We start from the raw sequence: 23,929 nt of genomic DNA, 5'->3' as shown, positions 1-23,929 counted from the left end.
CTGAGTAATGAGATCAATTAAAAATGGCCAGTAATTCACGTATATCGGTAATGGGCACTGCGCCGGCAGCGGCCAACTGCGAATGCCGATGGGCCGGGCCAAAACCGATGACACTTATATGGGCGGCAACCGCCGCCTGAATGCCGGTAACACTGTCTTCAACCACCACGGCATCACTGACATCAACACCGTAGGTGTCACAGGCGGTCAGAAACACCAAGGGATCCGGTTTCCAACGGCCCAACTCATAACAACTGAATATTCGCCCTTCGAAATAAGGAAGCAGCCCGGTCATACGCAAACAGTGTTCGATCTTATTGCGCGGCGCACTCGACGCAACGCAATAAGGAACCGCCAGGCCTTCCAGTACTTCAATCATTCCCTCTGTGGCTTTTAAACTGAGTGTCAGCGCTTCCCATGCCTGCTGGCGAAAGTGCTGTTCAAACTCAGCCTCCAGGCTGATATTTAAAAGCTGTTCAGCCTCACGCAAACAATCGGCAATCTTGCGCCCACGAAAGTGCTCAATAAAACGGGTGACATCAAGCATCGTCTCGCGCTGAGCAAGCGCATTAAGCATGGCGATCAACACAGACAGGGTTATCTCTTCACTTTGCACGAGTACACCGTCGCAATCGAAGATGACTAACTTAGGCACGCCAACTAAGGCTGCTGTTTTTACCTGACCTGGTAGTTCCCCTATATCGGCCGAATGGCACATAGATATCTCTTATAGGTGGCCCCGCGATGACTTCCGAACTACCAACGGAGCGGGCTGAGGTGTGCCTATAAGACACGCGACGAAAAAGCCTGTCAAACGCTTTTGAGCGGTTTTTTAGTATCTTATGGTTATTTTTTATAGTTCTGTTATTCCATTTTTCACCATGGTTGTAGTCGCTAAATTCACACGGATGAACTTCCCTTGCGCGCCGTCAGTCAGCTACTTGAACTCACGAATTTTAAGGTCGGTGAGCAATGCGTATCTCGTTGGAGCAACAAGTGGCCCTGGTGACAGGCGCCAGTTCCGGAATCGGCGCCGGCGCGGCCAAGGCCCTGGCGCAAGCCGGAGCGGCCGTGGTGCTGAATTACAACAGCCAGGCCGCCCCGGCCGAGGCGTTGGCCAAGCAGATCAACGCCGAGGGTGGCCGAGCGATTGCCATCGGCGCCAACGTATCAATAGAAGAAGACGTGGAACGGCTGTTTGCCCAGACCCTGGATGCCTTCGGCCACCTGGACATCCTGGTGGCCAACTCCGGTATGCAGAAGGACGCCAACCTGGTGGACATGAGTCTCGAGGACTGGAATACCGTGATTGGCGTCAACCTCACTGGCCAGTTCTTGTGCGCCCGTGCGGCCGTGCGCATTTTCAACCGCCAGGGCGTGCGCGAAGGCGTGTCGCGGGCTGCCGGCAAAATCATTCATATGAGCTCGGTGCACCAGTTGATTCCCTGGGCCGGGCACGTGAATTACGCGGCATCCAAGGGCGGCGTGGAAATGTTGATGCGAACCCTCGCCCAGGAAGTCAGCGAACAGCGCATCCGCATCAACGGCATTGCGCCGGGGGCGATCCGTACGGCGATCAACCGGGCGGCCACCGAAGGTTCGGCGGAACAGGAACTGCTCAAGCTGATCCCCTACGGTCGCGTAGGCGATGTGGAAGATGTGGCCAACGCTGTTGTATGGCTGGCCAGTGATGCGTCCGACTATGTCGTCGGCAGCACGCTTTTTATTGACGGCGGCATGAGCCTATATCCGGAGTTTCGTGGCAATGGTTGATTTGAAGAACGAACAACAGAGCGCCATCGATGCCCACGGCATTATTGGCGATATGCGCAGTGCCGCCTTGGTGAATGACAAAGGCAGTATCGACTTTTTCTGCTGGCCGGAATTCGATAGCCCGTCGATCTTCTGCGCACTGCTGGACAGCCCCGACGCCGGGATCTTCCAGCTCACCCCGGACCTGCCCAACGCGCGCCGCGAACAGATTTACCTGCCCGACACCAACGTGCTGCAGACCCGTTGGCTCAGCGACGACGCCGTGGTGGAGATCACCGACCTGCTGGTCATCAGCGAAGAAATCGATGACTTGCCCCTGCTGATCCGCCGCGTGCGGGTGGTCAGTGGCAAGGCCACGCTTCATCTGCGCTGCGCGGTGCGGCATGACTACGCCCGCACGCCGACGCACGCCGACATGGATAACGGCTCCGTTGTCTTCAGTGCCGACGGCCAGCCCGGCCTGCGCCTGTCCGGCAGCCACGCGCTGCAAATCGAGGACAACGCCGCCGTGGCCAGTTTTGCCCTGGGCCAGGAAGAAGGTGCCGAGTTCGTCCTCGGCGGCCAGGAGGATGAACGCGTGGACTGCGGCTGCACCGACCTGGCGCTGGCCCATACCTTGAAGTTCTGGCGCGGCTGGATCGCGCAGTCGAATTACCGCGGACGCTGGCGCGAAATGGTCAACCGCTCGGCGCTGGCCCTCAAGCTGTTGACCTCGCGCAAACACGGCGCAATCATCGCCGCCGCCACCTTCGGCCTGCCCGAAACGCCAGGTGGCGAGCGCAACTGGGACTACCGCTACACCTGGATCCGCGATGCATCGTTCACCGTCTACGCCTTCATGCGCCTGGGCTTTATCGAAGAAGCCAACGCCTATATGCGCTGGCTCAAAGGCCGGGTCAGCGACTGCTGCAGCCAGCCGACCAAGATCAATATCCTGTACGGCATCGACGGCCGCCAGGAATTGCCGGAGGCCGAACTCGATCACTTCAGCGGCCACGGCGGCGCCAAGCCGGTACGCATCGGCAACGAGGCGTTCGACCAGATCCAGTTGGACATCTACGGCGAGCTGATGGACGCGGTGTACCTGGTTAACAAGTACGGGGAAGCTATCTCCCACGAAGGCTGGAAACACACCGTGGAAGTCGCCGACCAGGTTTGCGAGATCTGGAATACCCAAGATGTGGGCATCTGGGAAATGCGCGGCGAGCAGCATCACTTCCTGCACTCGAGGCTGATGTGCTGGGTGGCGCTGGACCGTGCCATCCGCCTGGCGTCCAAGCGGTCGCTGCCGGCGCCATTCGCGCGCTGGGACCAGACCCGCCAAGCGATCTACGCCGATATCTGGAGCAACTTCTGGAACGAGGAACGCGGGCATTTCGTCCAGCACACCGGTAGCACCGCGCTCGACGGCTCGATGTTACTGATGCCGTTGGTGCGGTTTGTCGCGGCGACCGATCCGCGCTGGCTCTCGACCTTGGAAGCCATCCAGAAAAGCCTGGTACGCGACGGCATGGTCTACCGCTATCGCAACGACGACAGCCAGATCGACGGCCTGCAAGGCACCGAAGGCGCGTTCGCGGCCTGCTCCTTCTGGTATGTCGAATGCCTGGCCCGCGCCGGCCAAGTGGAAAAAGCTCACCTGGAATTCGAACAACTGCTGCGCTACGCCAACCCCCTGGGTTTGTACGCAGAGGAATTCGACAGCCAGGCCCGCCACTTGGGCAACACGCCCCAGGCCTTGAGCCACCTGGCGTTGATCAGCGCGGCGACGTTCCTGGACCGCAAGCTCAGCGGCGAGAAAACCACCTGGCAACCCTGAGGAGGCGTGTGCACAATGGGCAGCCCCTCGACCACGGACAGGAACGCCATGCGCCAGGTACTGCTGATCATCGACGTGCAACCCTCCTTCAACCCGCCTGCGTGGCTGGTGGACGGCATCAACTCCCTGCTGGGTCGCATGCCGTCAGTCGCCACCGTGGAGCGCCATGACGAAAGCGTCACCCCCTTCGCCCGGCAACTCGGCTGGCAGCCGGCGCCGAATGACCAGAGCCTGATTGCAGCCGACCGCATCTTCATCAAACACGGCTACGCGCCGACACCCGAGACCGTTGCCTACCTCAAAAGCCTCGGGCCAGAGCGCGTACTGGTGTGCGGCATCCAGACCGAAACCTGCGTGCTGGCGGCAGGGTTTGCGTTGTTTGATGCGGGGCTGCAGCCAACCTTGATCAGCGACCTGACAGTGGGCTCGTCACTGGACCGGTCGGGGCAACTGGCGGTGGATTTGTGGCGGCATCACTTCAAGCACGTGGCAAGCCGCGCCGACCTCGGCCTGGACAAGTAACCCCACTGCCTTCAATCCCACCCCATCCCGTCACGCACTTCGACTAGAGTTCCAGCACCTGACAGGAGCCCACCATGACCACCGCCTTCCCCCTGCACTTCGTGCGCACCTCCATGCTCGACGTGGCTTATGAAGCCCACGGCCCCGTCGACGGTACGCCTGTGATCCTGCTGCATGGCTTCCCCTATGACCCGCGCGGCTATGATGAGATCGCGCCGGTACTGGCCGCGCGCGGGTGCCGGGTATTGGTGCCGTACCTGCGCGGTTATGGCCCGACGCGCTTTATCAATGCGCAGGTGATGCGTTCCGGACAGCAGGCGGCGTTGGCCAAGGACTTGCTGGATTTCATGGACGCGCTGCACATTCCCCAGGCGACCCTCGCGGGCTATGACTGGGGTGGGCGTGCCGCGTGTATCGTCGCAGCGCTGTGGCCCGAGCGGGTGCGCGGGTTGGTGACCGCGGATGGCTACAACATCCAGGACATTGCCAAATCCCTCAAGCCACGGGCGCCTGTCACGGAGCATCGCTTGTGGTACCAGTTCTACTTCCATACACAGCGCGGTGTGGACGGCTTGACCGCCAACCGGCGTGAACTGTGCAAGCTGTTGTGGGCACTGTGGTCGCCGTCCTGGGCCGAGGGGCCGAGCCTGTATGACCAGACGGCGCCGTCGTTCGATAACCCGGATTTTGTCGAGGTGGTGATTCACTCGTATCGCCATCGTTTCATGTACGCGCCCGGCGACCCGGCGCTGGAATCCATTGAAGCCGCGCTGGCCCTGCAACCGGCAATTTCAGTGCCGAGCATTTCGTTGTGCGGCGCCGATGATGGCGTGGGTCCGCCGCCCGACGTGGATGACGACATCGAGCATTTCAGCGGGTTTTACCGGCGCCAAGTGCTGCCGGGCGTGGGCCACAATATGCCTCAGGAAGCGCCGCAGGCCACACTTGATGCGCTGCTGGAACTGCTTGGCGAAAAGCGCTCGCGGTAGGCTTGGGGCGTTACGTCCAGCGCGCGCAGAAAGCTGCGTCGCAAGGTCTCTTCACAGCCAAACCCGCATTGCACAGCAATACGTTTGATCGACGCCGTGCTGTCCGCCAGTTGGCGGCGCGCGGTTTCAACCCGGATCAACTCGACGGCGCGTGCCGGGGTCTGGCCGGTTTCGGCGCGGTAGTGGCGCACGAAGCTGCGCTCGCTCATGCCGGCCTGGGCGGCCAGGGTGGGGATGTTCAGGTCGAGGGTCAGGTTTTCGGCCATCCAGGCGTGGAGTTCGGCGAAGCGGCTGTCGTCTTTTTGCAGGGACAAGGTCACGCTGAATTGCGATTGGCCGCCGGGGCGCTTGAGGAACACCACCAGGTGCCGCGCCACTTCCAGGGCAACGGCGCGACCCAGGTCTTCCTCCACCAGCGCCAGGCACAGGTCGATACCAGCGGTGACACCGGCGGACGTCCAGACGGCGCCCTGCTGGATGAAAATCGGGTTGGACTCCACCGTCAGCGACGGAAATTTGCGCGCCAGCTCTTCGCAACGGGTCCAGTGAGTGGCCACGCGACAACCGTCGAGCATGCCGCTGGCGGCCAGCAGGAACGCGCCGGTGCACACTGACGTCATGCGCCGGGTGTGCCTGGCTTTCTCGCGCACCCAGTCCACCAGGGCCGGGTCTTCGGCAGCACCGTACACGCCCCAACCGCCGGCAATCACCAATGTGTCGCACGGCGCGTCCGCAGCGGGCAACGGCTCGGCCACCAGGGCCAGGCCGGCGGAGGTCCTCACCGGCTCCACTTGGGCGGCGATCACCGAGACCGCGTAAGGCAAGGGTTCACCGCGCTGGCGCGCCAGGTCATTGGTGGAGGCGAACACCTGCAGCGGCCCGGTCACATCAAGCACCTGGGCGTTATCGAAAGCGAGGACGTGAACGATTCGAGGCATGATTGGCGTGATTCGTGGGTTCAATGGCGTATTCGCCAAAGCCTAGGCCTCTAGAGTGAAGCCGTCCACCCCTTTCACGGAGCTTCATTTATGACCTTGCAGATCGGCTTTCTGTTGTTCCCCGGCATCCAGCAGCTGGACCTCACGGGCCCCTACGACGTGCTGGGTTCACTGCCGGAGGTGAAACTGCACCTGGTGTGGAAAGACCTGGAACCCGTCACTTCCAGCACTGGCCTGGTGTTCACCCCGACCATGACCTACGACGACTGCCCGCGCCTGGATGTGATCTGCGTACCCGGCGGTTCCGGCGTGGGCGCACTGATGGAAGACCCGCAGACCCTGGACTTCCTCAAGGTCCAGGCACAGACCGCGCGCTACGTGACCTCGGTGTGCACCGGCTCGCTGGTGCTGGGTGCGGCTGGTTTGCTACGTGGACGCAAGGCGACGACACACTGGGCCTACCACGACCTGCTCGCCCCGCTCGGCGCCATCCCCGTCCAGGAACGCGTGGTCCGTGACGGCAACCTGCTGACCGGCGGCGGCATCACCGCCGGCATCGACTTCGCCCTCACCCTGGCGGCCGAGTTGTACAGCGAAGCGGCAGCGCAACTGGTGCAGTTGCAGATTGAATACGCCCCCGCGCCCCCCTTCGACTCCGGCCGCCCGGACACCGCGCCCCAGCACGTACTGGAAGAAGCCAACAAACGCACCGCCGAATCGCGCAGAGTGCGCGGCGAGATCGTCGCACGCGCGGCTGCTCGGTTGGGCTGATTCTGCAAAGCACCTGCCGGCGTTAGACACGCATCCCCCAAGCTAACCACGATGCGAAGCGAGCCGCTCTTGATCTTGATCTTGATCCTGATCTTGATCTTGATCTTGATCTTGATCTTGACTTGCTTTTGATCTCAGGCGCCCCGTCAAACACGCTGGCCGGAATTCGACAGGGATTTGGGGGGTAAACCGGCAGGGATGCCGGTTTAGCCGCCCCGCGCCATGGATGGCGCGTGGCGGCGGCCCCCCAAATACCTGGCGGATTACGGGCACACCGAGCCTAGGCGAGGTGCCGAGTGTTGGGGCAAGAGCGTTTTGCTTACTTTTGCGCTTTTCAAAAGTGAGCCGCCGTAAGGGCGGAACCATAAGCGGCCTTTACCCAAATAACGGATATGTACTCGATCAGATCCAACATCCAGGTCGGCTGTCAGGCCGCCTTCGCAGGCAAGCCAGCTCCCACATTTTGGATCGCGGGGCGACAGTCAGAGAGTGGTCGGCTGTCAGGCCGTCTTCGCAGGCAAGCCAGCGCCCACATTTGGATCGCGGGGCAACAGTCAGAGAGTGGTCGGCTGTTAGGCCGCCTTCGCAGGCAAGCCAGCTCCCACATTGTGGATCGCGGGGTGACAGTTAGAGAGCGGCCGGCTGTCAGGCCGTCTTCGCAGGCAAGCCAGCTCCCACATTTTGGATCGCGGGGTGGCAGTTAGAGAGTGGTCGGCTGTTAGGCCGCTTTCGCAGGCAAGCCAGCTCCCACATTTGAATTGCGGGTGACAGTTAGATTGTGGGCGGCTGTCAGGCCGCTTTCGCAGGCAAGCCAGCTCCTACATTTTGATCAGTCGTACGCTCATCAAATCAGGCCGGGCGAGACATCACCGCCAAGCGCACCGCCAACACCGTCAACACCGTCGCCAACCGTTGGTGACGCCATGGCTGATCACAAAGGCCATGTTCGGCCCCGGGAACATCAGCAACAACAGCACAGCACCGGAAAAAACCGCCAGGGTCGCCAAGTCGATCATGCTCAAGCCTTCCACCGGGAAAAGCCTGCAGATTAGTCCGAGCATCCAGTGCTGACAGAAAATTGTGCTGGATACATTGCGCTGCGGCAATTGCGAAGGGTCACGAGCAACGACTAGAATGCGAAACATTATCAATTAAGACAGCTGCGCCAGGATGCCCATGTCGAGCGATCACCCACTGGACCATGCCGCCATCGGCCAGCTTTACCAAGCCCATCATTCATGGCTGCGCGGCTGGCTGAGCCGGCGCACCGGTTGCCGTGAACATGCCGCCGACCTGGCCCAGGAAACTTTCGTGCGCCTGCTCAACGCGCGCAAGCAACAGAGCTTGCAGCAACCGCGCGCGTACCTGAGCAGCATCGCCCGCAGCTTGATGATCGACCAATACCGGCGTCGTGAGCTGGAACGCGCCTACCTGGAAAGCCTCGCGCATTTCCCGCAAGTCGAGGTGCCGTCAGAAGAAACCCGCCTGCTGATCCTCGATAGCCTGGAGCGCATCGACCGTCTGCTCGACCAGCTCAAGCCTCGGGTGCGCGAAGCCTTCCTGCTCGCGCAACTGGACGGCCTGACCTGCGCGCAGATCGCCCTGCGCCTCGGGGTGTCCAAGGCCACGGTGGAGCGCGACCTGTCCAAAGCGCTGCACGCCTGTTACCGGCTGCGTTATGCCGAATGCTGACCCACGCCTGGTGGACCAGGCCATCCAGTGGATGATCACGCTGCGCTTCAATGTGGCTGACGACGCCAGCACCGCCGCGTTTGAGCGCTGGCTGCACACCAGCGCCGAGCACCAGCAGGTGTGGCAGCGGGTGGCGACCATGAATGACGATTTCAATCAACTGCCGGCGCAGGTCGGCCGGCATGCTCTGCGCGGCGCGCGTCAACGCATCAGCCGTCGTGAAGGCCTGAAACTGCTGGGTCTGGTTGCCGGGGCCGCCGGTTTGACCTGGCTTGGCCGCGACTACACGCCCCTGCCCGCCCTGATGGCCGAGCACCGCACCGCCACCGGCGAGCGACGCTGGGTGGGGTTGAGCGACGGCAGCCGGATCCAGCTCAACAGCGCCAGTGCGATCGACACGGCGTTCACCTCCGAACGCCGCCTGGTGCAGTTGCGCCAGGGTGAAATACTCGTGGATACCGGGGTCGACAAACGCCCTTTCTGGGTGCAGACCCGCGACGGGCACCTGCGCGCCCTTGGCACGCGTTTTCTGGTACGCGAGGAGGCCCAGGGCACGCTGTTGGCGGTGCAACAGGGCGCGGTGGCGGTGTTTGCCAATGGCAATGAAACCAACGCCCGCCAGGTACTCAATCCCGGCGAGCACGTGGTGTTCAACCGCAACGGCATTCGCCCGGCAGTCGCCAATGGCCTTGATCCATGGGCCTGGAGCGACGGCGTGATCAGCGCCCACAACATGCGCCTGGACGACTTCCTCGCCGAACTGGGCCGCTACCGCAACGGCCTGTTGCGCTGCAGCGAAGCCGTGGCCGGCTTGCGCGTATCGGGGACTTATCAGTTGGAGGACACCGATCAAGTACTGGGCCTGGTGGCGCAATCGCTCAAGCTTGATGTCACCTACCGCAGCCGCTACTGGGTGACCGTTTCACCGCGCGTGTAATTTCTCAAAAATAAATGAGGTGAATGCCGATTGCCGCTCGACCTGTAAGAAAAGGCCGATCAACAGGCCGGATCTGTCCACTTTCTTCAGGAGCATTCCGCGGTCATGCAAGCGTTCCCCTCCCCCCGTTCTCCCCTCAAGCGCGCGGTACAGGCCGCCTTGCTTGGCGTCTGCCTGAGCGGCGCCGCGCCACTGGCGGTGATGGCCGACACACCGGCCAGCGACACCCAGGCCCGCGACTGGACCATCGCGTCGGGCCCCCTGGCCAGTACGTTGGACCAGTTCGCGCGCCAGGCCGGCATCAGCCTGTCGTACGATGCCACCAGCGTTGCCGGCAAGACCAGCCCGGGTTTGAGCGGCCGCTTCGATGCTCAGCAGGCACTCGAACAGTTGCTGCGCGGCCAGGGCCTGCAAGCCCAGCGCCAGAGCAACAGCACATGGCTGTTATTGCCGCAAGTGGCCGACAGCGGCTCGCTGAACCTCGGCGCCACCCTCATCAACGCTGAACGCCTGGGCGCCACCACCGACGGCACCGGTTCCTATACCACCGGCGCGGTCACTATTGGCAAGGGCGAACACAGCCTGCGGGAAACCCCGCAATCGGTCAGCGTGATGACCCGCCAATTCATGGACGACCAGAACGTCACCACCATCGATGACGTGATGGAACGCACACCCGGCATCACCACTTACGAGTCGCCCATGGGCGGCAAGTATTTCTATTCCCGTGGTTTCAAGATGCTCGGCCAGTACCAGTACGACGGCGTACCCCTGGACATGGGCAAGGACTACGTCCAAGCCGACAGTTTCAGCGCGAACATGGCGATTTATGACCGCGTGGAAGTGCTAAAGGGCGCCGCCGGTATGCTCAAGGGGGCCGGCACCGCCAGCGGCGCAGTGAACTTCGTGCGCAAGCGGCCACAGGCCAAGCCCACCACCAGCCTGTCGTTGTCCGCCGGCACCTGGGATAACTACCGCGCCGACGTCGACACCGGCGGCCCGCTGAATGACAGCGGCACCCTGCGTGGACGCGCGGCCGTCAGCCAGCAGACGCGCGGCTCCTACATGGACATCGCCAAGCGCCAGGACCAGGCTTTCTATGGCGCGCTGGATTTCGACCTCACGCCGGACACCACCCTGGGCGTCGGTGCCAGCTATGAAGATGTCGACGCCACCCCGTGCTGGGGCGGCCTGCCGCGCTATGCCGATGGCAAAAGCGCCAACCTGAGCCGCTCGACCTGCCTGGGCCAATCCTGGAACGACTGGCAGAGCCGGCGCACCACGTTCTTCGCCGACGTCACCCACCACTTCAACGATGACTGGAAACTCAAGGTCGCGGCGGTCCACAGCCGCAACCTGCAAGACACCAAGTATGCCGCCAGCGAAGGCACCATCAACTATGGCAACCCGGCGCCCACGGCCAACTCCTATGCAGCGTTGATGGACTACGACCACAAGGATTTCGGCCTCGACGCCTACGTGGACGGCAAGTTCGAAGCCTTCGGCCTGCAACACGAACTGATCCTCGGCGCCAACGGCAGCCGTGGCACCCAGGACGACGTATACGCGATCCAGAACCTGCCCAAGCGCCAGAGCATCTACCAACCCGACCACCACTTCCCGGAACCGGCCGACAACACCTTCTGGCCGAACATGTACCGCGGTGGCACGGTCAAGGAAACCGCCACGCAATACGGCACCTACGCCACCTTGCGCCTGCGCCTGGCCGAGCCCTTGATGTTTATCGTCGGCAGCCGCGTGAGCTGGTACGAAAACCGTCGCCAGTCCAACAACCTGGCCTGGGGCGAATGGGCTGTGCAGGACGCACGAACCAAGGAAACCGGCGAAGTCACACCATTTGCCGCACTGATCTACGACCTTGACGAGCACCTGTCGGTGTACGCCAGCTACGCGGATATCTTCCAACCGCAAAGCTCCTACGCCACCGTCGATGGCGCGGCGCTCAAGCCCAAGATCGGTGACAACTACGAGCTGGGGATCAAGGGTGAATGGTTTGACGGGCGCCTCAACAGCTCCCTGGCATTGTTCCGCGCCATCGAGAAAAACGGCGCCGAATCCGACTACACCACGATGTGCCCGACCTCCGCCGATGGCTATTGCTACACCGACACGGGCAAGGTGCGCGCCCAAGGTGTGGAGACCGAAATCAGCGGCGAATTGCTCGAACGCCTGCAGCTTTTCGGCGGCTACACTTACACCCAGACCAAGTCCCTGAAAAACATCGACAGCAAGGTCGAAGGCGGCTCATCCAACACCTACGTGCCTCGGCATATGCTGCGCGTGTGGGGTGACTACCAGCTTGACGGTGCGCTGTCGAAATGGAGCGTCGGTGCCGGGGTCAATGCCCAGAGCAGCAACTACCGCGTGCAGACCATCAAGCTGGAACAGGCCGGTTACGCGACCTGGAGCACTCGCGTGGCATACCGCATCGACGACACTTGGACGGTCGCGCTAAACGGCAACAATTTGTTCGACAAAAGCTATTACAACACGGTCGGCACCGCCTCCTGGGGCAACTTCTACGGTGAACCACGCAATTTCACCGTTAGTTTGAAAGGCAACTTCTGATCCGGCGAAAGCCCCGGTGGCAGGGCACTAAGTGCGCCCTGCCACACCCTCTTTGTCCCCCTTTCCTACCTCGCCTCAAAAAAGGTTTTTCCTTTAAGCAGGAAAAATCTCACATTTGTTCCTACACTCAAAAACACAGCCAATGACCGAGTGTCCGGACAAGGAATGTCAATAAAATGCCGCAAAAAAGACTGATTAACCTGTCTAGCATGCCGCCTCCGCACCACCGTCAATTAGTTGACTGAACACCCAAAGGAAACACTCCTTAAGCCACTACACCCGCGAAATCCACTCAAATGGATAACTGCATTTGGATTGTGCATTTGGATCGGAAAGTTGCGTATTACCCAGCGTAGTCGTTCGACCCGTGTTCTAAGCAGCCTTCTGCTTAATTGAACAAACACTCGAACACTGATGCCTGGAGTGCAATGAGGGATGTTTGTATGCGAGAAAAGTCGTCCGTTGACAGCCTGTTTCTAACGCGCGCCGGTTTTGTTGAGTTCTTTGTTGTTTTCGTCAAATTGATCCATGGCCTCACCGCCATTTTGCCCCCACTGGTCCTGGTGCTCTTCCTGGACCCGATGGACCCTGAACTGCGCGCCCACTTCCTGGGCCTGCTGGTTTTTTTTGCGGTCCTGACCATCATTCTGTTCCAGGCCCTGGGTATCTATTCCGAGGAATTGTTCAGCAACCGCCTGCGCCTGAAAACCAAGATCAAGGCCTGGACGGCGGCTTTTTGCATCCTGCTGTTCATGTACCAGATCCTGCAGTTCTTCCCGCAATTGACCCCGCGCAACCTGGCGGTGTGGTACGTCGTAAGCCTGGGGCTGTTTTGCCTGGAGCGCCTGGTGATGCTGCGCCTGTACAGCCGGCTGATGCGCGCCGGCAAATACCTGCAACGTACCGTGATCCTGGGCTTTACCGACACTGCCGTGCACGTCGCCGATCACTTGCAACGCAACGGTGACATCCGCTCCGGCCTGATCGGCTTCATCGATGACCGCACCGAGCGCATTCCCAAGGAACTGAGCAGCCTGCCCCTGCTGGGCAACACCCGTGACTTGGAAAAGCTGATCCGCGCCGAGCAGGTCAACCAGGTGATGATCTGCCTGCCCTGGGCCGCCGAGCAGCGTATCCATGGGCTGGTCAACCGCCTGCGGCAGTTGTCGGTGAACGTCATGCTGGTGCCAGACATGGCGGCCCTGCGCTACGGCCACAGCAAGATCACCGATGTGGGCGGCATCCTGATGTTCAACACCTCGCAATTGCCACTGCGCGGCTGGTCGCCGGTGATCAAGCGCTGCGAGGACTTCCTGCTCGCCAGCCTGGCGCTGGTGTGCCTGTCGCCAGTGATGGTGGCGACGGCGATCGCGATCAAGCTCGACTCCAAGGGGCCGGTGCTGTTTCGCCAGAACCGTTATGGCTACAACGACAACGAAATCCGCGTGTTCAAGTTCCGCTCCATGTACACCGACCAGAGCGATTTCACCGCTGAACGCCAGACCACCCGCGCAGACCCGCGCATCACTCGCGTGGGCCGCATCATCCGCAAGACCAGCATCGACGAGCTGCCGCAACTGTTCAACGTACTGCTGGGCAACATGTCCATGGTCGGCCCACGCCCGCATGCCACCGCGACCAAGGCGGCGGGCATTCCCTTCGAGGTGGCGGTAAGCGAATACAGCTCGCGGCACCGGGTAAAACCGGGCATCACCGGTTGGGCGCAGATCAATGGTTACCGGGGTGAAACCGACACCCTGTTCAAGATCCAGAAACGTGTCGAGTACGACCTGGAGTACATCTCCAGGTGGTCGGTGTGGTTTGACTTGTACATCGTCTTCATGACGGTCCCAGCCGTCCTTTCCACCAAGGAAGTCTATTGATGAACACACTCAACGGATTAATTCCCTGCATCATTTCCGGTGGGTCGGGCACGCGGCTGTGGCCGGTGTCCCGGCAGAATATGCCCAAGCCGTTCATGCGCATGCGTGATGGTCAGAGCCTGCTGCAGAAAACCTTCCAGCGCGCCGCCAAACTGCCTGGCGTGGAAAGCGTGCTGACGGTGACCAACCGCGACCTGTTGTTCCGCACCCTGGATGACTACCGCCTGGTCAACAAGGCCCATCTGCCCCTGGACCTGCTGCTCGAACCGTTCGGGCGCAACACGGCGGCGGCGATTGCCGTGGCGGCGCTGCATGTGCAGGAACACTTCGGCGGTGAGGCGCAGTTGCTGGTGATGCCTGCCGATCATTTGATCCTCAATGAAGTGGCGTTCGCCGAGGCCGTGACCCAGGCCCGCGACCTGGCCGAAGCCGGCTACCTGGTGACCTTTGGCATCCAGCCCGACCACCCGGAAACCGGCTTTGGCTATATCGAACAAGGCGAGCCGCTGGGCACGGGCAACCGGGTCAAACGCTTTGTGGAAAAACCCGACCTGGCCACGGCCCAGGGTTACCTGGATGGCGGCAAGCACCTGTGGAATGCCGGCATGTTCTGCTTCAAGGCCAGCACCCTGGTGGACGAACTCGCCGCCCATGCGCCCGATGTATTGGAAGCCGCCCGCGCCGCGCTGGAACACAGCCAGAGCCTGCAAAACAAAACCTCACGCCAGCGCGAGCTGGACGCCGAAGCGTTCGGCAGCGCGCCGGATGTGTCCATCGATGTGGCGCTGATGGAGAAGTCCGAGCAAGTCGCGGTGGTGCCGTGCGACATCGGCTGGAGCGACATCGGTTCGTGGGAGGCCCTGCGCCAGCTCACGCCGAGTGACGCCCATGGCAACCAGGTCAACGGCGAAGCGATCTTGCATGACGTGCACAACTGCTACATCGACTCGCCCAAGCGCGTCCTCGGTGCCGTGGGCGTGCGCGACCTGATCATCGTCGACACACCCGACGCCCTGCTGATCGCCGACGCCCACCGCAGCCAGGACGTGCGCTACATCGTCGCCGAGCTCAAGCGCCAGAATCACCCGGCGTACAGCCTGCACCGCACGGTCACCCGGCCGTGGGGCACCTACACCGTGCTGGAAGAAAGCAGCCGCTTCAAGATCAAGCGCATCGTGGTCAAGCCCCAGGCCTCGCTGTCACTGCAGATGCACCACCACCGCAGCGAACACTGGGTGGTGGTCAGCGGTGCGGCGCAAATTACTAATGGCGAGCGCGAATTCCTGATCAACGCCAACGAGTCCACCTACATCCCGGCCGGGCACAAACACCGGCTGACCAACCCCGGCATCATCGACCTGGTGATGATCGAGGTGCAGAGCGGCGAATACCTGGGCGAGGACGATATTGTGCGCTTCGATGACATCTACGGGCGCGCCCCCGCAGAAGTGAAAAAATAACATGCGCACCTCACTGATCATCCCGACCCGTAACGCATCCAGCCACTTGGCACGCCTGCTGCCGGCGCTGAAGATGCAAACCCTGCAACCCGACGAAACGCTGGTGGTGGACAGCGCCTCCAGCGATGACACCGTGGCGCGCTTTCGCGCATTCGGTGCACGGGTGGAGGTGATCGACGCGCGCGACTTCAACCACGGCGGCACCCGGCGCTGGGCCAGCGAACGAGTGGGCGGCGACGCATTGATCGTGATGACCCAGGACGCGATCCCCGCCACCCCGGAAACCTTCGCCAACCTGCTCGCCGAACTGCAGCAGGACCCGCTCAACGGCGTGGCCTACGGGCGCCAGTTGCCCCACCCCGACGCCGGTGTGCTGGGTGCGCAGTCGCGGCATTTCAATTACCCGGAGCAGAGCCGCAGCAAGAGCCTGGCCGATGCACCGGAACTGGGGATCAAGACCTGTTTCAGCTCCGACTCGTTTTCCGTCTACCGGCGCAGCGTGCTGGAGGCGGTGGGCGGTTTCCCGGCCGACGTGATCGGCAGCGAAGACGCCTATGTGGCCGCCCGCATGCTGCTCGAAGGCTACAAGGTGCGCTACGCCGCCTCGGCGCTGGTGCATCACTCCCACGATTACACACTCATGGATGAGTTTCACCGCTACTTCGACATCGGCGTGTTCTATGGCCGCGAGCCGTGGATCCGGCAGGCCTTTGGCGACGCGGGGGGCGAAGGCAAGCGCTATGTGCTGGCCGAGCTCGCTGCGTTGCGCAAGGCCGGTGCCTTGCACCGTGTCCCCGAAGTACTGGTGCGCAGTGCGTTCAAACTGCTCGGCTACCGGCTGGGCCATCTGGAGCGCCGCCTCCCCCTCGCCCTCAAGCGGCGCATCAGCATGTTTCCCGGTTATTGGAGGTGAGCATCATGACCTACAGGAAGTCCCCCTTGATGAAACGAACCCTGCTCGTCGTGGCCATGATGGCCCTGGCCGCCTGCAACACGCCGGCACGCATCGTGCCGCCGGACAGCGACACCGTCGAGGCCGGCAAGCGCGCCCTCGACCAGCTTGCCCAACTGCCGCCGGCGGTGGAACGCATCCGCATCGGCGACCAGTTGCGCATCGTGCGCGATGCCGGTGAGATGCCGACGCTGTCGGCGTTCAACGTCAGCACCATCTACGAGCTGACGCTGTACACCGTGCAAACCGACGGCAAGATCAACTACCCGTTCCTGGGACCGATCCAGGTCGCCGGGCGCCAGCCTTCGGAATTGGCCAACGAGCTGACCAGTAAGCTCGCCCCGGTGTACCGCGAGCCCCGCGTGACGGTGAACATCAACCAGGCGCCGGGCAGTTCAATCATTGTCGGCGGCGCGGTGAACAACCCGACGGCGGTGCAGATCGCCACGGCCAATACCCTGGAACAAGCGATTATCGGTGCCGGCGGGGTCAGCCCGGCGGGCAACGCCAGCATGGTCGCCCTGCTGCGCGAGGACGCCCAGGGCGCGTATCGCGCGTATTTCCTGGACTTCAGCCAACTGCTCAAGACCGGCCCGAATGGGCGCAAACCCGTGCACCTGCAACGTGGCGATGTGGTGTTCGTGCCCAAGTCCAACGTCGGCGAGCGGATCCAAGGGGTGGACACCTACATGAACCAGCTGATTCCGTTCACCAAGTCCATTGGGGTTGGCTACAACTACACCCGAACCAGCGGCGGCAACAACTAAAGGAGCGACATCCCAATGATCGAGATCCGTTCTTTTCGTGATCTTCTGCGCTTGTTCTTTATCTTCCGGCACGAGTTCAAACTGGCGGCGATTGCCGCGCTGGTGATCATCCTGCTGGGGGCGTTCCTGCTGCCGGCCAAGTACGAGTCCACCGCGCGCCTGCTGGTCAAGCCGGGGCGTGATTCGACCCTGCCCATCGAGATCAGCAACCGCCAGGCGCTGGTCATGCCCAGCACCCAGCGTGACCCGATTGTCGACGAAGAGCGTTTGCTCACCGGTCGCCCCATCGTGCGCGCCGTGGCCGAGCATTACCTGGAAGTGATCGACAGCGCACCGCCACCGGAAGGTTTCTGGAAGCGCACCAAGTACTACGTCAAGAGTGGCGTGGGTGCGATATTCGACGGCATCCGCGTGGTGCTGGAAACCGTCGGCGTGGTGGAAAAAACCACCCCGGTGGAACGCCTGGCCGCCAGCCTGGAAAAGAACTTTGAGGTGAGCCACGCCGCAGGTTCGACGGTGATGGACATCAGCTTCAAGTGGGGCGACCCGGAGATCGCCCAGGCGGTGGTCAAGGATTGGGTCGAGACTTACATCAACGAACGCACCCAGGCACTGGGGCGCAAGAGCCTGTACGCCTTTTATGAAGGCCAGGCGGCCAACAGCGCCACCGAGATCAAGAGCTACAAGCAGCAGATCCTCACCCACTTGAATGAGATCGGTGCGGCGAGCATCACCGACCGTTTGGAAGACCTGTCCGAGCGCATCAACGTGCTGCGCGGCGAGACCTTCAACACCACACGCCTGATCGCCTCGTCCGACAGCGCCATCCAAAGCACGCGCACGCAGCTCAAAGGCCAGCCCAAGGAAGTCACCACGGTGCGCCAGATCGCACTGAACCCGCAGCAGCAGGACTTGCGTCGCCTGCTCAACCAGAAGCTGCTGGAAAAGGCCGACATGATGCGCACCTACACCGACAACGCGCCGCCGGTCAAAGCCCTGGATGCCTCGATCCGTGCGATGCAGGCCCAGGTCGCTAACGAGAGCAATACGGTGCAAGCCTCGGAGAACCGTGCGCCAAACACCCTGGAAATCCACTTGCAGCGCGTGCTGCTGGACGAAACCAGCAACAACCAGGCCCTGCGTACCCAGCTGGTTGAGCAGCAAAAACAACTGCTGAACCTTGAGGCGCAACGCAAGCAAGCCCTGGAGATCGAACCGGAACTGGCACGCCTCTCCCGCGAGCTGAACACCACCGAGCGCAACTACGCGCTGTATGTGGACAACCTGGAAAAATCGCGCATCGACCGCGAGCTGGACAACAGCCAGATCAGCAACATTGCCGTGATCGAAGAAGCCACCCTGAACCCAGGCCGCATCTTCCCGAAAACTCTGGTGATGCTGATCCTGGCGATCCCGTTTGCCATCGTCGTCGGCTTGCTGGTGATCTACCTGTGCTACTTGCTCGACCAGCGCATTCACGATGGCGGCCTGGTGGAACGCAAGTTCGGCCTGCCGCTGTGGACCACCCTGCCGGAGCTGGACACTACCACCGCGCAAAGTACCAACGCGTTCAACGCGAGCATCTACCGGCTGTACAGCCTGCTGCAGCCCAACCGCATTGCCGAACAGGGCCTGGTGCTGGGGCTGACGTCGGCGCGTCACGGCGAAGGGGTGACCTTCGTGGTCGAGCAACTGCGCCAACTGCTGCATGAGAATGGCGTCAATGTGCGAGTCGGTGGGCTGGAAGAAGCTGCGCCGGGCGAGGTGGTGCTGCTGGACGCCTCGGCCCTGCTGGACAACCGCGAAGCCTTTATCACCCTGCGCCGCGCCGATCTGATCGGGCTGGTGGTGGAAGCGCGCAAAAGTACCGTGCCGGTGGTCGAGCATGCGCTGTCGATCCTCAACACCGCGTTCGGCAAGGTCGATGGCATCATCATCAACCGGCGCAAATTCGAAGTGCCGGGCAAAGTGCTGCAGACCATCGGCAAATACCGGGGGGCGTTCTGATGCGCATCGCCCTGCTCGCCCCCTTGCCGCCGGAGAAAAACGGGATCGCCGACTACGCGAACCATTTCCGCACGGCCTTGGAACACCTGGGTGTGACGGTGCTGACGCCGTTGGCCGGTGTGGCGGGCAATTCCGAGGCGATCCAGCAAGCCATCGCCGGCTTCGATTGGCAAACCGTCGACCTGGTGCACGCCGAGCTGGGCGGCGGGCGGCTGGGGGAATTCCTGGCCTTGCGTGAACTGCGCAAGGCTTACCCCCAGTTGCCATTGACGGCCACCGTGCACGACCCGGAGCGCATCGTGTGGCGGCGCGAGCACCTGCCGTTTCCGCTGAACCTGCTGGAGCGCCTGCCCAGCCCGTTGCCCCAGGCAGCCGTGGTGCTGGCCGACCCTCTGACCTTGCGTGAAGAACGCCAGGTCGCCAATGGACTGACCCGGCTGGTGACCCTCACCCGCCTGGGCGCCGACTGCCTGAGCCAGCGCATGCACTTGCCCGCCGGCAAGGTGGCGGTGATCAACCACGCCAACCTGGCCATCGCACCGGCCCCGTTGCCGCCGCTCGACACCCTGCACCTGCTGTATTTCGGTTTTATCTACCGGGGCAAAGGCATCGAAGACCTGGTGCAGGCCCTGGCGGAAGTGTTCAAGCAAGACCCCGAATTGCGCGGTCGCGTGCGCCTGACCCTGGCCGGTGGCACCGCTGCGGAAATGGCGTTTGGCGCGGGCGGTAACTACCTGGAGCAGTTGAACGCGCAGATCGCCGCGCTGGGCCTGAGCGACGCCATCGACTGGCGATTGAACCTGCCGGCCGATGACATCGCCCAGACCATCCAGGCCCACCATGTGATGGTGCTGCCCTACCGCGAATCGAAAAAACTCGGCCTGCTGGGGCGCCAGCGCGGCACCAGTGGTGCGTTGTCCTGGGCCACTGCCTGCGGGCGCGGCGCGATCACTTCCGATGCGCGTGCGTTTGCCGAGGAAGTCGCCAGCGGCAACGGTGCCATCTACCCCGAGGGCGATGTGGCAGCACTGGGTGAACAGCTCTTGCGCCTTGCGCGCACGCCGCTGCTGGCCCGGGATTGGGCCGAGCGCGCCGGGGAGATTGGCCGCGAACGTGTGTGGCCGTTGACGGCGCAAAAATTCAAGCAGCTCTTTGAGCACGCTATTGCAGGGTCGACCTATGGCGCGTAAACCCACCTTCTTCGCAACCCTTGCCGTGGTCGCAGCCCTGGGGCTGACGGCGTTCCTGTGGGGGCGCCAGGCGGATGCCGAAAGCCATGTGCTCAAGGGCAGCAAGGAGGTGGTCTGGAAGGATTTCCTGGGAGTGAATGCGCAGTTTCTGTGGTTCAGCCCCGAGCGCTACCAGAAGCAGATTGACCGCCTCAAGGCCCTCGGCCTGGAGTGGGTGCGCCTGGACCTGCATTGGGATCAGCTGGAAACCGCCCAGAACCAATACAAGCTCGCCACCCTCGATGAGCTGGTGGGCAAGCTGCAGCAGAACCAGATCAAGTCGGTGTTCTACCTGGTGGGCTCGGCGCGCTTTATCAGCAGCGCCCCGCCGCTGTCGATGTACCCGGACCAGTACCCGCCGAAAGACCCCGACGTGTTCGCCAACCGCATGGCCTTGCTTTCGCAGCGCTACCCCAGCGTGGATGCCTGGCAAGTCTGGAACGAGCCGAACTTGCTGGGCTTCTGGCGCCCGGCGGCAGACCCGGCAGGCTACGCCACCCTGCTCACCGCCACCGCCCAGGCACTGCGGGCGGTGAACCCGAGCAAACCGGTGGTGGCCGCCGGCATGGCGTTCTTCAGCGAAATGCCCAATGGCCAGACCATGTTCGACGCCCTGGGTGCGCTGGGCGTGGCCAGCCTGAACACGGTGGTGTCCTATCACCCCTACACCCAATTGCCCGAAGGCAATGACCCGGCCAACCTGGACTTCATCGCCAAGACCACCCAGCTCAACCAGGCCCTGCGCAATGGCGGCGTGAACACCCTGTGGAGCACCGAGTGGGGTTGGTCAACCTACAAGGGCCCAAAAGACGCCCAGGACATCATCACCCTGCAGGCGCAGGCCGACTACGTGGTTCGCCGCTTGGCGTTGATGAGCGCGATGGACTTCGACAAGATCTTCCTGTTTACCTTGAGCGACCTCGACCAGCGCGCCAGCGTTCGCGACCGGTCGTACGGATTGCTGGACATCGACACCAACCCCAAGCCCGTCTACACCGCACTGAAGAACTTCCTCGACGTCAGCGGGCCGAAACTCACGCCGGGCGATCCGCCGGTTGCCGACCAGTTGCCCGACGGCTTGTTCAGCATCGGCTGGACCCGCGCCGATGGCCGCAAGCTGTGGTTCTTCTGGTCAGCCCAGGGTGGCAACGCCCACTTGCCAGGCCTGGCCAGCGCCACCCTGTACGACCCGCTGCGCGGTACCCAAACCCCGGTGAGCGGCACCAGTGGCCTGACCTTGCCGGTCAAGTCGAACCTGCAAATTCTGTTATGGGATTGAGGCCTGCGATGCGCATTTTATGGATCCTGCCCTACTCACCCTGGCCCGCCACCAGCGGCGGCAAGACGCGACAGTTCCACCTGTTGCGCAGCCTGGCCGCGCGTGGGCACCGGATCACCCTGCTGCTGCATGACAAGCACCCCGTGTCACTCACTGACCGCCAGGTGCTGGAGGCGTTTCTCGAACAACTGATCATCCTGCCGCGCCGCCCCTTGCGCAGCGTGAAGACCCTGGTGGCCGGGCTGTTCGCGCCCTACCCGCTGCTGGCCAGTGTGAACGGTTTGTCGGGCGCCTTGCAGGACCGGTTCAACCAACTGCTCAACGAGCATTGGGATGTGGTGCAGATCGAGCACACCTACACCTTCCAGCCTTACGAAGATGCGCTGGCGCGCACATCCCAGCCGTTTGTGCTGACCGAGCACAACGTTGAATCGGCCCTGGGCGCGGCCACTTACGACCGCCTGCCGGGCTGGTCGTTGCCGTTCATTCGTTATGACCAATGGCGCTACACGCGCTGGGAACGACGCGTGATGCGCCAGGCCACGCGGGTAGTGGCAGTGACCGACAGCGACGCGCAAACCCTGGAAAAAATCGCCGGCAAACCGGTGTCGGTGGTGGTCAACGGCGTGGACTGCGATCACTTCGCAGCCGCCCGCCCCGACCCGTCGACACGCCGCGTGCTGTTCCTCGGCAACTATGAATACGCGCCCAACGTGGACGCCATCGAATGGGCGCTGGATGAAATCCTGCCGAAGGTCTGGGAACGTTGCCCTGACGCGCGCATGAGCGTGTGTGGCTTTGGCATGCCCGACAGTTGGCGTGAACGCTGGCAGGACCCGCGCATCGAGTGGCAAGGTTTTGTGCCCAACCTGCTGAACCTGCAATCGAGTTGCTCGGTGTTCCTGGCGCCGCTGCGCCATGGCGGCGGTTCCAAGCTCAAGGTGCTTGAAGCGCTGGCCGCGGGCTTGCCGCTGGCGAGCACCGAGCAAGGCGTCTCGGGGTTGGACCTGGTGGAAGGCCTGGACTACCTCGGCGGGCAAACCGCCGCGAGCCTGGCGGACGCCGTGGTGCGCCTGCTGCAATTTCCCGATGCCGCCGCGCCCATGGGTGAAGCCGGCCGCGCCTATGTGCGTCGTGCCCATGACTGGAGCGTCGCCGCCAGCCAATTGGAACAGGTGTACGCCGCGCTTGCGCCGTTGAATCAAAAGGAGCCGGTATGCGCGTAGGCCTGGATTACCGCACCGTCGGCACCTCGCCGCTATCGGGCATCAGCCGCCAGGTGTACGCGCTGGAAAGCGCCCTGCACAGCCTGCAGGGCATTGAGCTGGAGCGCTTTACCGTGGCGCCCCTGGGCGATGAGACCCGCTTGCGAGCTCACTGCCCCGCCTGGGGCTGCGCCAAGACGGCCATGCACCAACCGCAGAATCGCCTGCGCTTCGAGGCGGGCTTTCTGCCGCGCGCCTTGCGCGAGCAGCGTATCGACCTGTACATCAGCACCTTCAACATGGGCCTGCCGTTGCCGCCCAAACCGAAGGGGCTGCGCACCGTGGTGCTGTTGCACGACCTGTTCCAGATCACCCTCGACAACTATCACGCCAACCGCTTGAAGGCGTTGATCTATAAGACCAGCGATCGCCTGTCGATTGCCTACGCGGTGCACAGTGCCGACCGGGTGTGGACGCCATCGCAGTACAGCGCCGATGAAACCGCGCGGTTGTTCCCCAAGGCCGCGGGCAAGATTCGCGTGCTACCCAACCAGGTCGATGGTTTTTTCGAACTGGCGGCGGACCTCAGCGCGCGCCAACTGCCCGCACGCTATTGGCTGCTGGTGGGCACCCGTGAGCTGCGCAAGAACGTGCCGTTCCTGGTGGACGCGTGGCAACAGGCGCGACGCCAGTCCCCCGGCGTGCCGGAATTGGTACTGGTGGGCAGCCTCGATCATTTGCCCGAAGCCCAGCGTACGCTGCCGGGCATTCGCGCGCTGAGCGGCGTCTCGGATGCCGAATTGCACGCGCTGTACCGCCAGGCCTCACGCCTATGGCAACCTTCGTATGCCGAGGGTTTCGGCCTGCCGGTGATCGAGGCCTTGAGCGTCGGCACCCCGGTGGCGGTGGCCAGTGGCACGTCGCTGGATGAAATCACCCCGCCGTCGGCACCGCGTTTTTCGCCCACCGATGGCCCGGCGCTCACGCAATTGATGGTCAACCTTGGCGAGCGGGCCGATGAAGAATCGCCCGAGCAACGCCGCCAATGGGCGGAACGCTTCAACCATCATGCCTATCGCCGGCGCCTGGCCGAACTGATCGAGGAGCTGAAGTGAAA

Annotated in this window: 19 protein-coding genes and 1 pseudogene; 17 read left to right on the top strand and 3 right to left on the bottom strand. The window is 62.6% G+C overall.

Translation table 11 applies throughout. The annotated features are described in order from the left end of the window. Nucleotides 1-13: 13 nt before the first annotated feature. Nucleotides 14-718 (bottom strand): HAD family hydrolase, encoded by a 705-nt coding sequence (locus KHP07_RS28000; RefSeq protein ID WP_078047753.1) that lies wholly within the window; start codon nucleotides 716-718, stop codon nucleotides 14-16. 254 nt (nucleotides 719-972) lie between these two features. Here KHP07_RS28000 and KHP07_RS27995 point away from each other — a divergent pair, with 254 nt between their 5' ends. From KHP07_RS27995 to KHP07_RS27980, 4 genes are all read left to right on the top strand, one after another. Then, complete coding sequence (locus tag KHP07_RS27995) at nucleotides 973-1,773, top strand: glucose 1-dehydrogenase (protein ID WP_214498415.1); 801 nt, start codon at nucleotides 973-975, stop codon at nucleotides 1,771-1,773. Continuing rightward, nucleotides 1,766-3,592: a glycoside hydrolase family 15 protein gene (locus KHP07_RS27990; RefSeq protein WP_099493425.1), complete on the top strand. Its 1,827-nt coding sequence runs from the start codon at nucleotides 1,766-1,768 to the stop codon at nucleotides 3,590-3,592. Before KHP07_RS27995 ends, KHP07_RS27990 begins: the two co-directional genes overlap by 8 nt. A gap of 48 nt (nucleotides 3,593-3,640) precedes the next feature. Further along, complete coding sequence (locus tag KHP07_RS27985; RefSeq protein WP_214498414.1) at nucleotides 3,641-4,114, top strand: cysteine hydrolase family protein; 474 nt, start codon at nucleotides 3,641-3,643, stop codon at nucleotides 4,112-4,114. Between the two features lie 74 nt (nucleotides 4,115-4,188). After that, nucleotides 4,189-5,103 (top strand): alpha/beta fold hydrolase, encoded by a 915-nt coding sequence (locus KHP07_RS27980; protein ID WP_078047749.1) that lies wholly within the window; start codon nucleotides 4,189-4,191, stop codon nucleotides 5,101-5,103. On the opposite strand, the gene KHP07_RS27975 is transcribed toward KHP07_RS27980, so the two are convergent. Next, on the bottom strand, nucleotides 5,037-6,041 hold the full coding sequence (locus KHP07_RS27975) for a GlxA family transcriptional regulator (RefSeq protein ID WP_214498413.1): 1,005 nt from the start codon (nucleotides 6,039-6,041) through the stop codon (nucleotides 5,037-5,039). The two genes, KHP07_RS27980 and KHP07_RS27975, sit on opposite strands and share 67 nt — an antisense overlap. Before the next feature lie 90 nt (nucleotides 6,042-6,131). On the opposite strand from KHP07_RS27975, the gene inhA reads away from it, so the two are divergent. Further along, the gene (gene inhA / locus KHP07_RS27970; RefSeq protein WP_214498412.1) at nucleotides 6,132-6,812 is read left to right on the top strand and encodes an isonitrile hydratase; all 681 of its coding nucleotides are present in this window, start codon (nucleotides 6,132-6,134) and stop codon (nucleotides 6,810-6,812) included. Nucleotides 6,813-7,714: 902 nt separating this feature from the next. On the opposite strand, the pseudogene KHP07_RS27965 reads toward inhA, so the two are convergent. After that, nucleotides 7,715-7,828, bottom strand: a pseudogene (locus tag KHP07_RS27965) (LysE family translocator); the annotation flags it as partial. A 160-nt stretch (nucleotides 7,829-7,988) separates the two neighbouring features. Between KHP07_RS27965 and KHP07_RS27960 the strand changes: the two are divergent. The 12 genes from KHP07_RS27960 (at nucleotide 7,989) to KHP07_RS27905 (ending at nucleotide 23,927) form a co-directional block, all read left to right on the top strand. Then, complete coding sequence (locus KHP07_RS27960) at nucleotides 7,989-8,504, top strand: sigma-70 family RNA polymerase sigma factor (protein ID WP_078047746.1); 516 nt, start codon at nucleotides 7,989-7,991, stop codon at nucleotides 8,502-8,504. After that, nucleotides 8,491-9,441, top strand: coding sequence for a FecR domain-containing protein (locus KHP07_RS27955; protein ID WP_214498411.1), 951 nt, complete (start codon nucleotides 8,491-8,493; stop codon nucleotides 9,439-9,441). The genes KHP07_RS27960 and KHP07_RS27955 overlap by 14 nt, the downstream gene beginning before the upstream one ends. Before the next feature lie 105 nt (nucleotides 9,442-9,546). After that, complete coding sequence (locus tag KHP07_RS27950; RefSeq protein ID WP_214498410.1) at nucleotides 9,547-12,030, top strand: TonB-dependent siderophore receptor; 2,484 nt, start codon at nucleotides 9,547-9,549, stop codon at nucleotides 12,028-12,030. A 443-nt stretch (nucleotides 12,031-12,473) separates the two neighbouring features. Beyond that, a complete protein-coding gene (locus tag KHP07_RS27945; protein WP_078047743.1) occupies nucleotides 12,474-13,913 on the top strand; it encodes an undecaprenyl-phosphate glucose phosphotransferase in 1,440 nt (479 codons plus the stop codon). Further along, a complete protein-coding gene (locus KHP07_RS27940; RefSeq protein ID WP_214498409.1) occupies nucleotides 13,913-15,373 on the top strand; it encodes a mannose-1-phosphate guanylyltransferase/mannose-6-phosphate isomerase in 1,461 nt (486 codons plus the stop codon). The genes KHP07_RS27945 and KHP07_RS27940 overlap by 1 nt, the downstream gene beginning before the upstream one ends. A 1-nt stretch (nucleotide 15,374) precedes the next feature. Beyond that, nucleotides 15,375-16,286, top strand: coding sequence for a glycosyltransferase family 2 protein (locus KHP07_RS27935; RefSeq protein ID WP_214498408.1), 912 nt, complete (start codon nucleotides 15,375-15,377; stop codon nucleotides 16,284-16,286). Nucleotides 16,287-16,315: 29 nt separating this feature from the next. Further along, nucleotides 16,316-17,092, top strand: coding sequence for a polysaccharide biosynthesis/export family protein (locus KHP07_RS27930; protein ID WP_078047740.1), 777 nt, complete (start codon nucleotides 16,316-16,318; stop codon nucleotides 17,090-17,092). Nucleotides 17,093-17,107: 15 nt separating this feature from the next. Continuing rightward, the gene (locus KHP07_RS27925; protein WP_078047739.1) at nucleotides 17,108-19,099 is read left to right on the top strand and encodes a GumC family protein; all 1,992 of its coding nucleotides are present in this window, start codon (nucleotides 17,108-17,110) and stop codon (nucleotides 19,097-19,099) included. Continuing rightward, nucleotides 19,099-20,289, top strand: a complete 1,191-nt coding sequence (locus tag KHP07_RS27920; RefSeq protein WP_214498407.1) for a glycosyltransferase — start codon at nucleotides 19,099-19,101, stop codon at nucleotides 20,287-20,289. Before KHP07_RS27925 ends, KHP07_RS27920 begins: the two co-directional genes overlap by 1 nt. Beyond that, on the top strand, nucleotides 20,279-21,607 hold the full coding sequence (locus KHP07_RS27915; RefSeq protein WP_100491134.1) for a GH39 family glycosyl hydrolase: 1,329 nt from the start codon (nucleotides 20,279-20,281) through the stop codon (nucleotides 21,605-21,607). Before KHP07_RS27920 ends, KHP07_RS27915 begins: the two co-directional genes overlap by 11 nt. 8 nt (nucleotides 21,608-21,615) lie before the next feature. Beyond that, nucleotides 21,616-22,833 carry a glycosyltransferase family 4 protein gene (locus tag KHP07_RS27910; protein ID WP_078047736.1) on the top strand — a complete coding sequence of 406 codons (1,218 nt, stop codon included), beginning with the start codon at nucleotides 21,616-21,618 and terminating at the stop codon, nucleotides 22,831-22,833. Further along, nucleotides 22,824-23,927, top strand: a complete 1,104-nt coding sequence (locus KHP07_RS27905; RefSeq protein WP_214498406.1) for a glycosyltransferase family 4 protein — start codon at nucleotides 22,824-22,826, stop codon at nucleotides 23,925-23,927. Before KHP07_RS27910 ends, KHP07_RS27905 begins: the two co-directional genes overlap by 10 nt. Nucleotides 23,928-23,929: the final 2 nt, after the last annotated feature.

This window comes from Pseudomonas sp. VS40 (genome assembly GCF_018587885.1).
GTDB lineage: Bacteria > Pseudomonadota > Gammaproteobacteria > Pseudomonadales > Pseudomonadaceae > Aquipseudomonas > Aquipseudomonas pergaminensis.
This window is presented reverse-complemented; position numbering and strand designations above follow the sequence as displayed.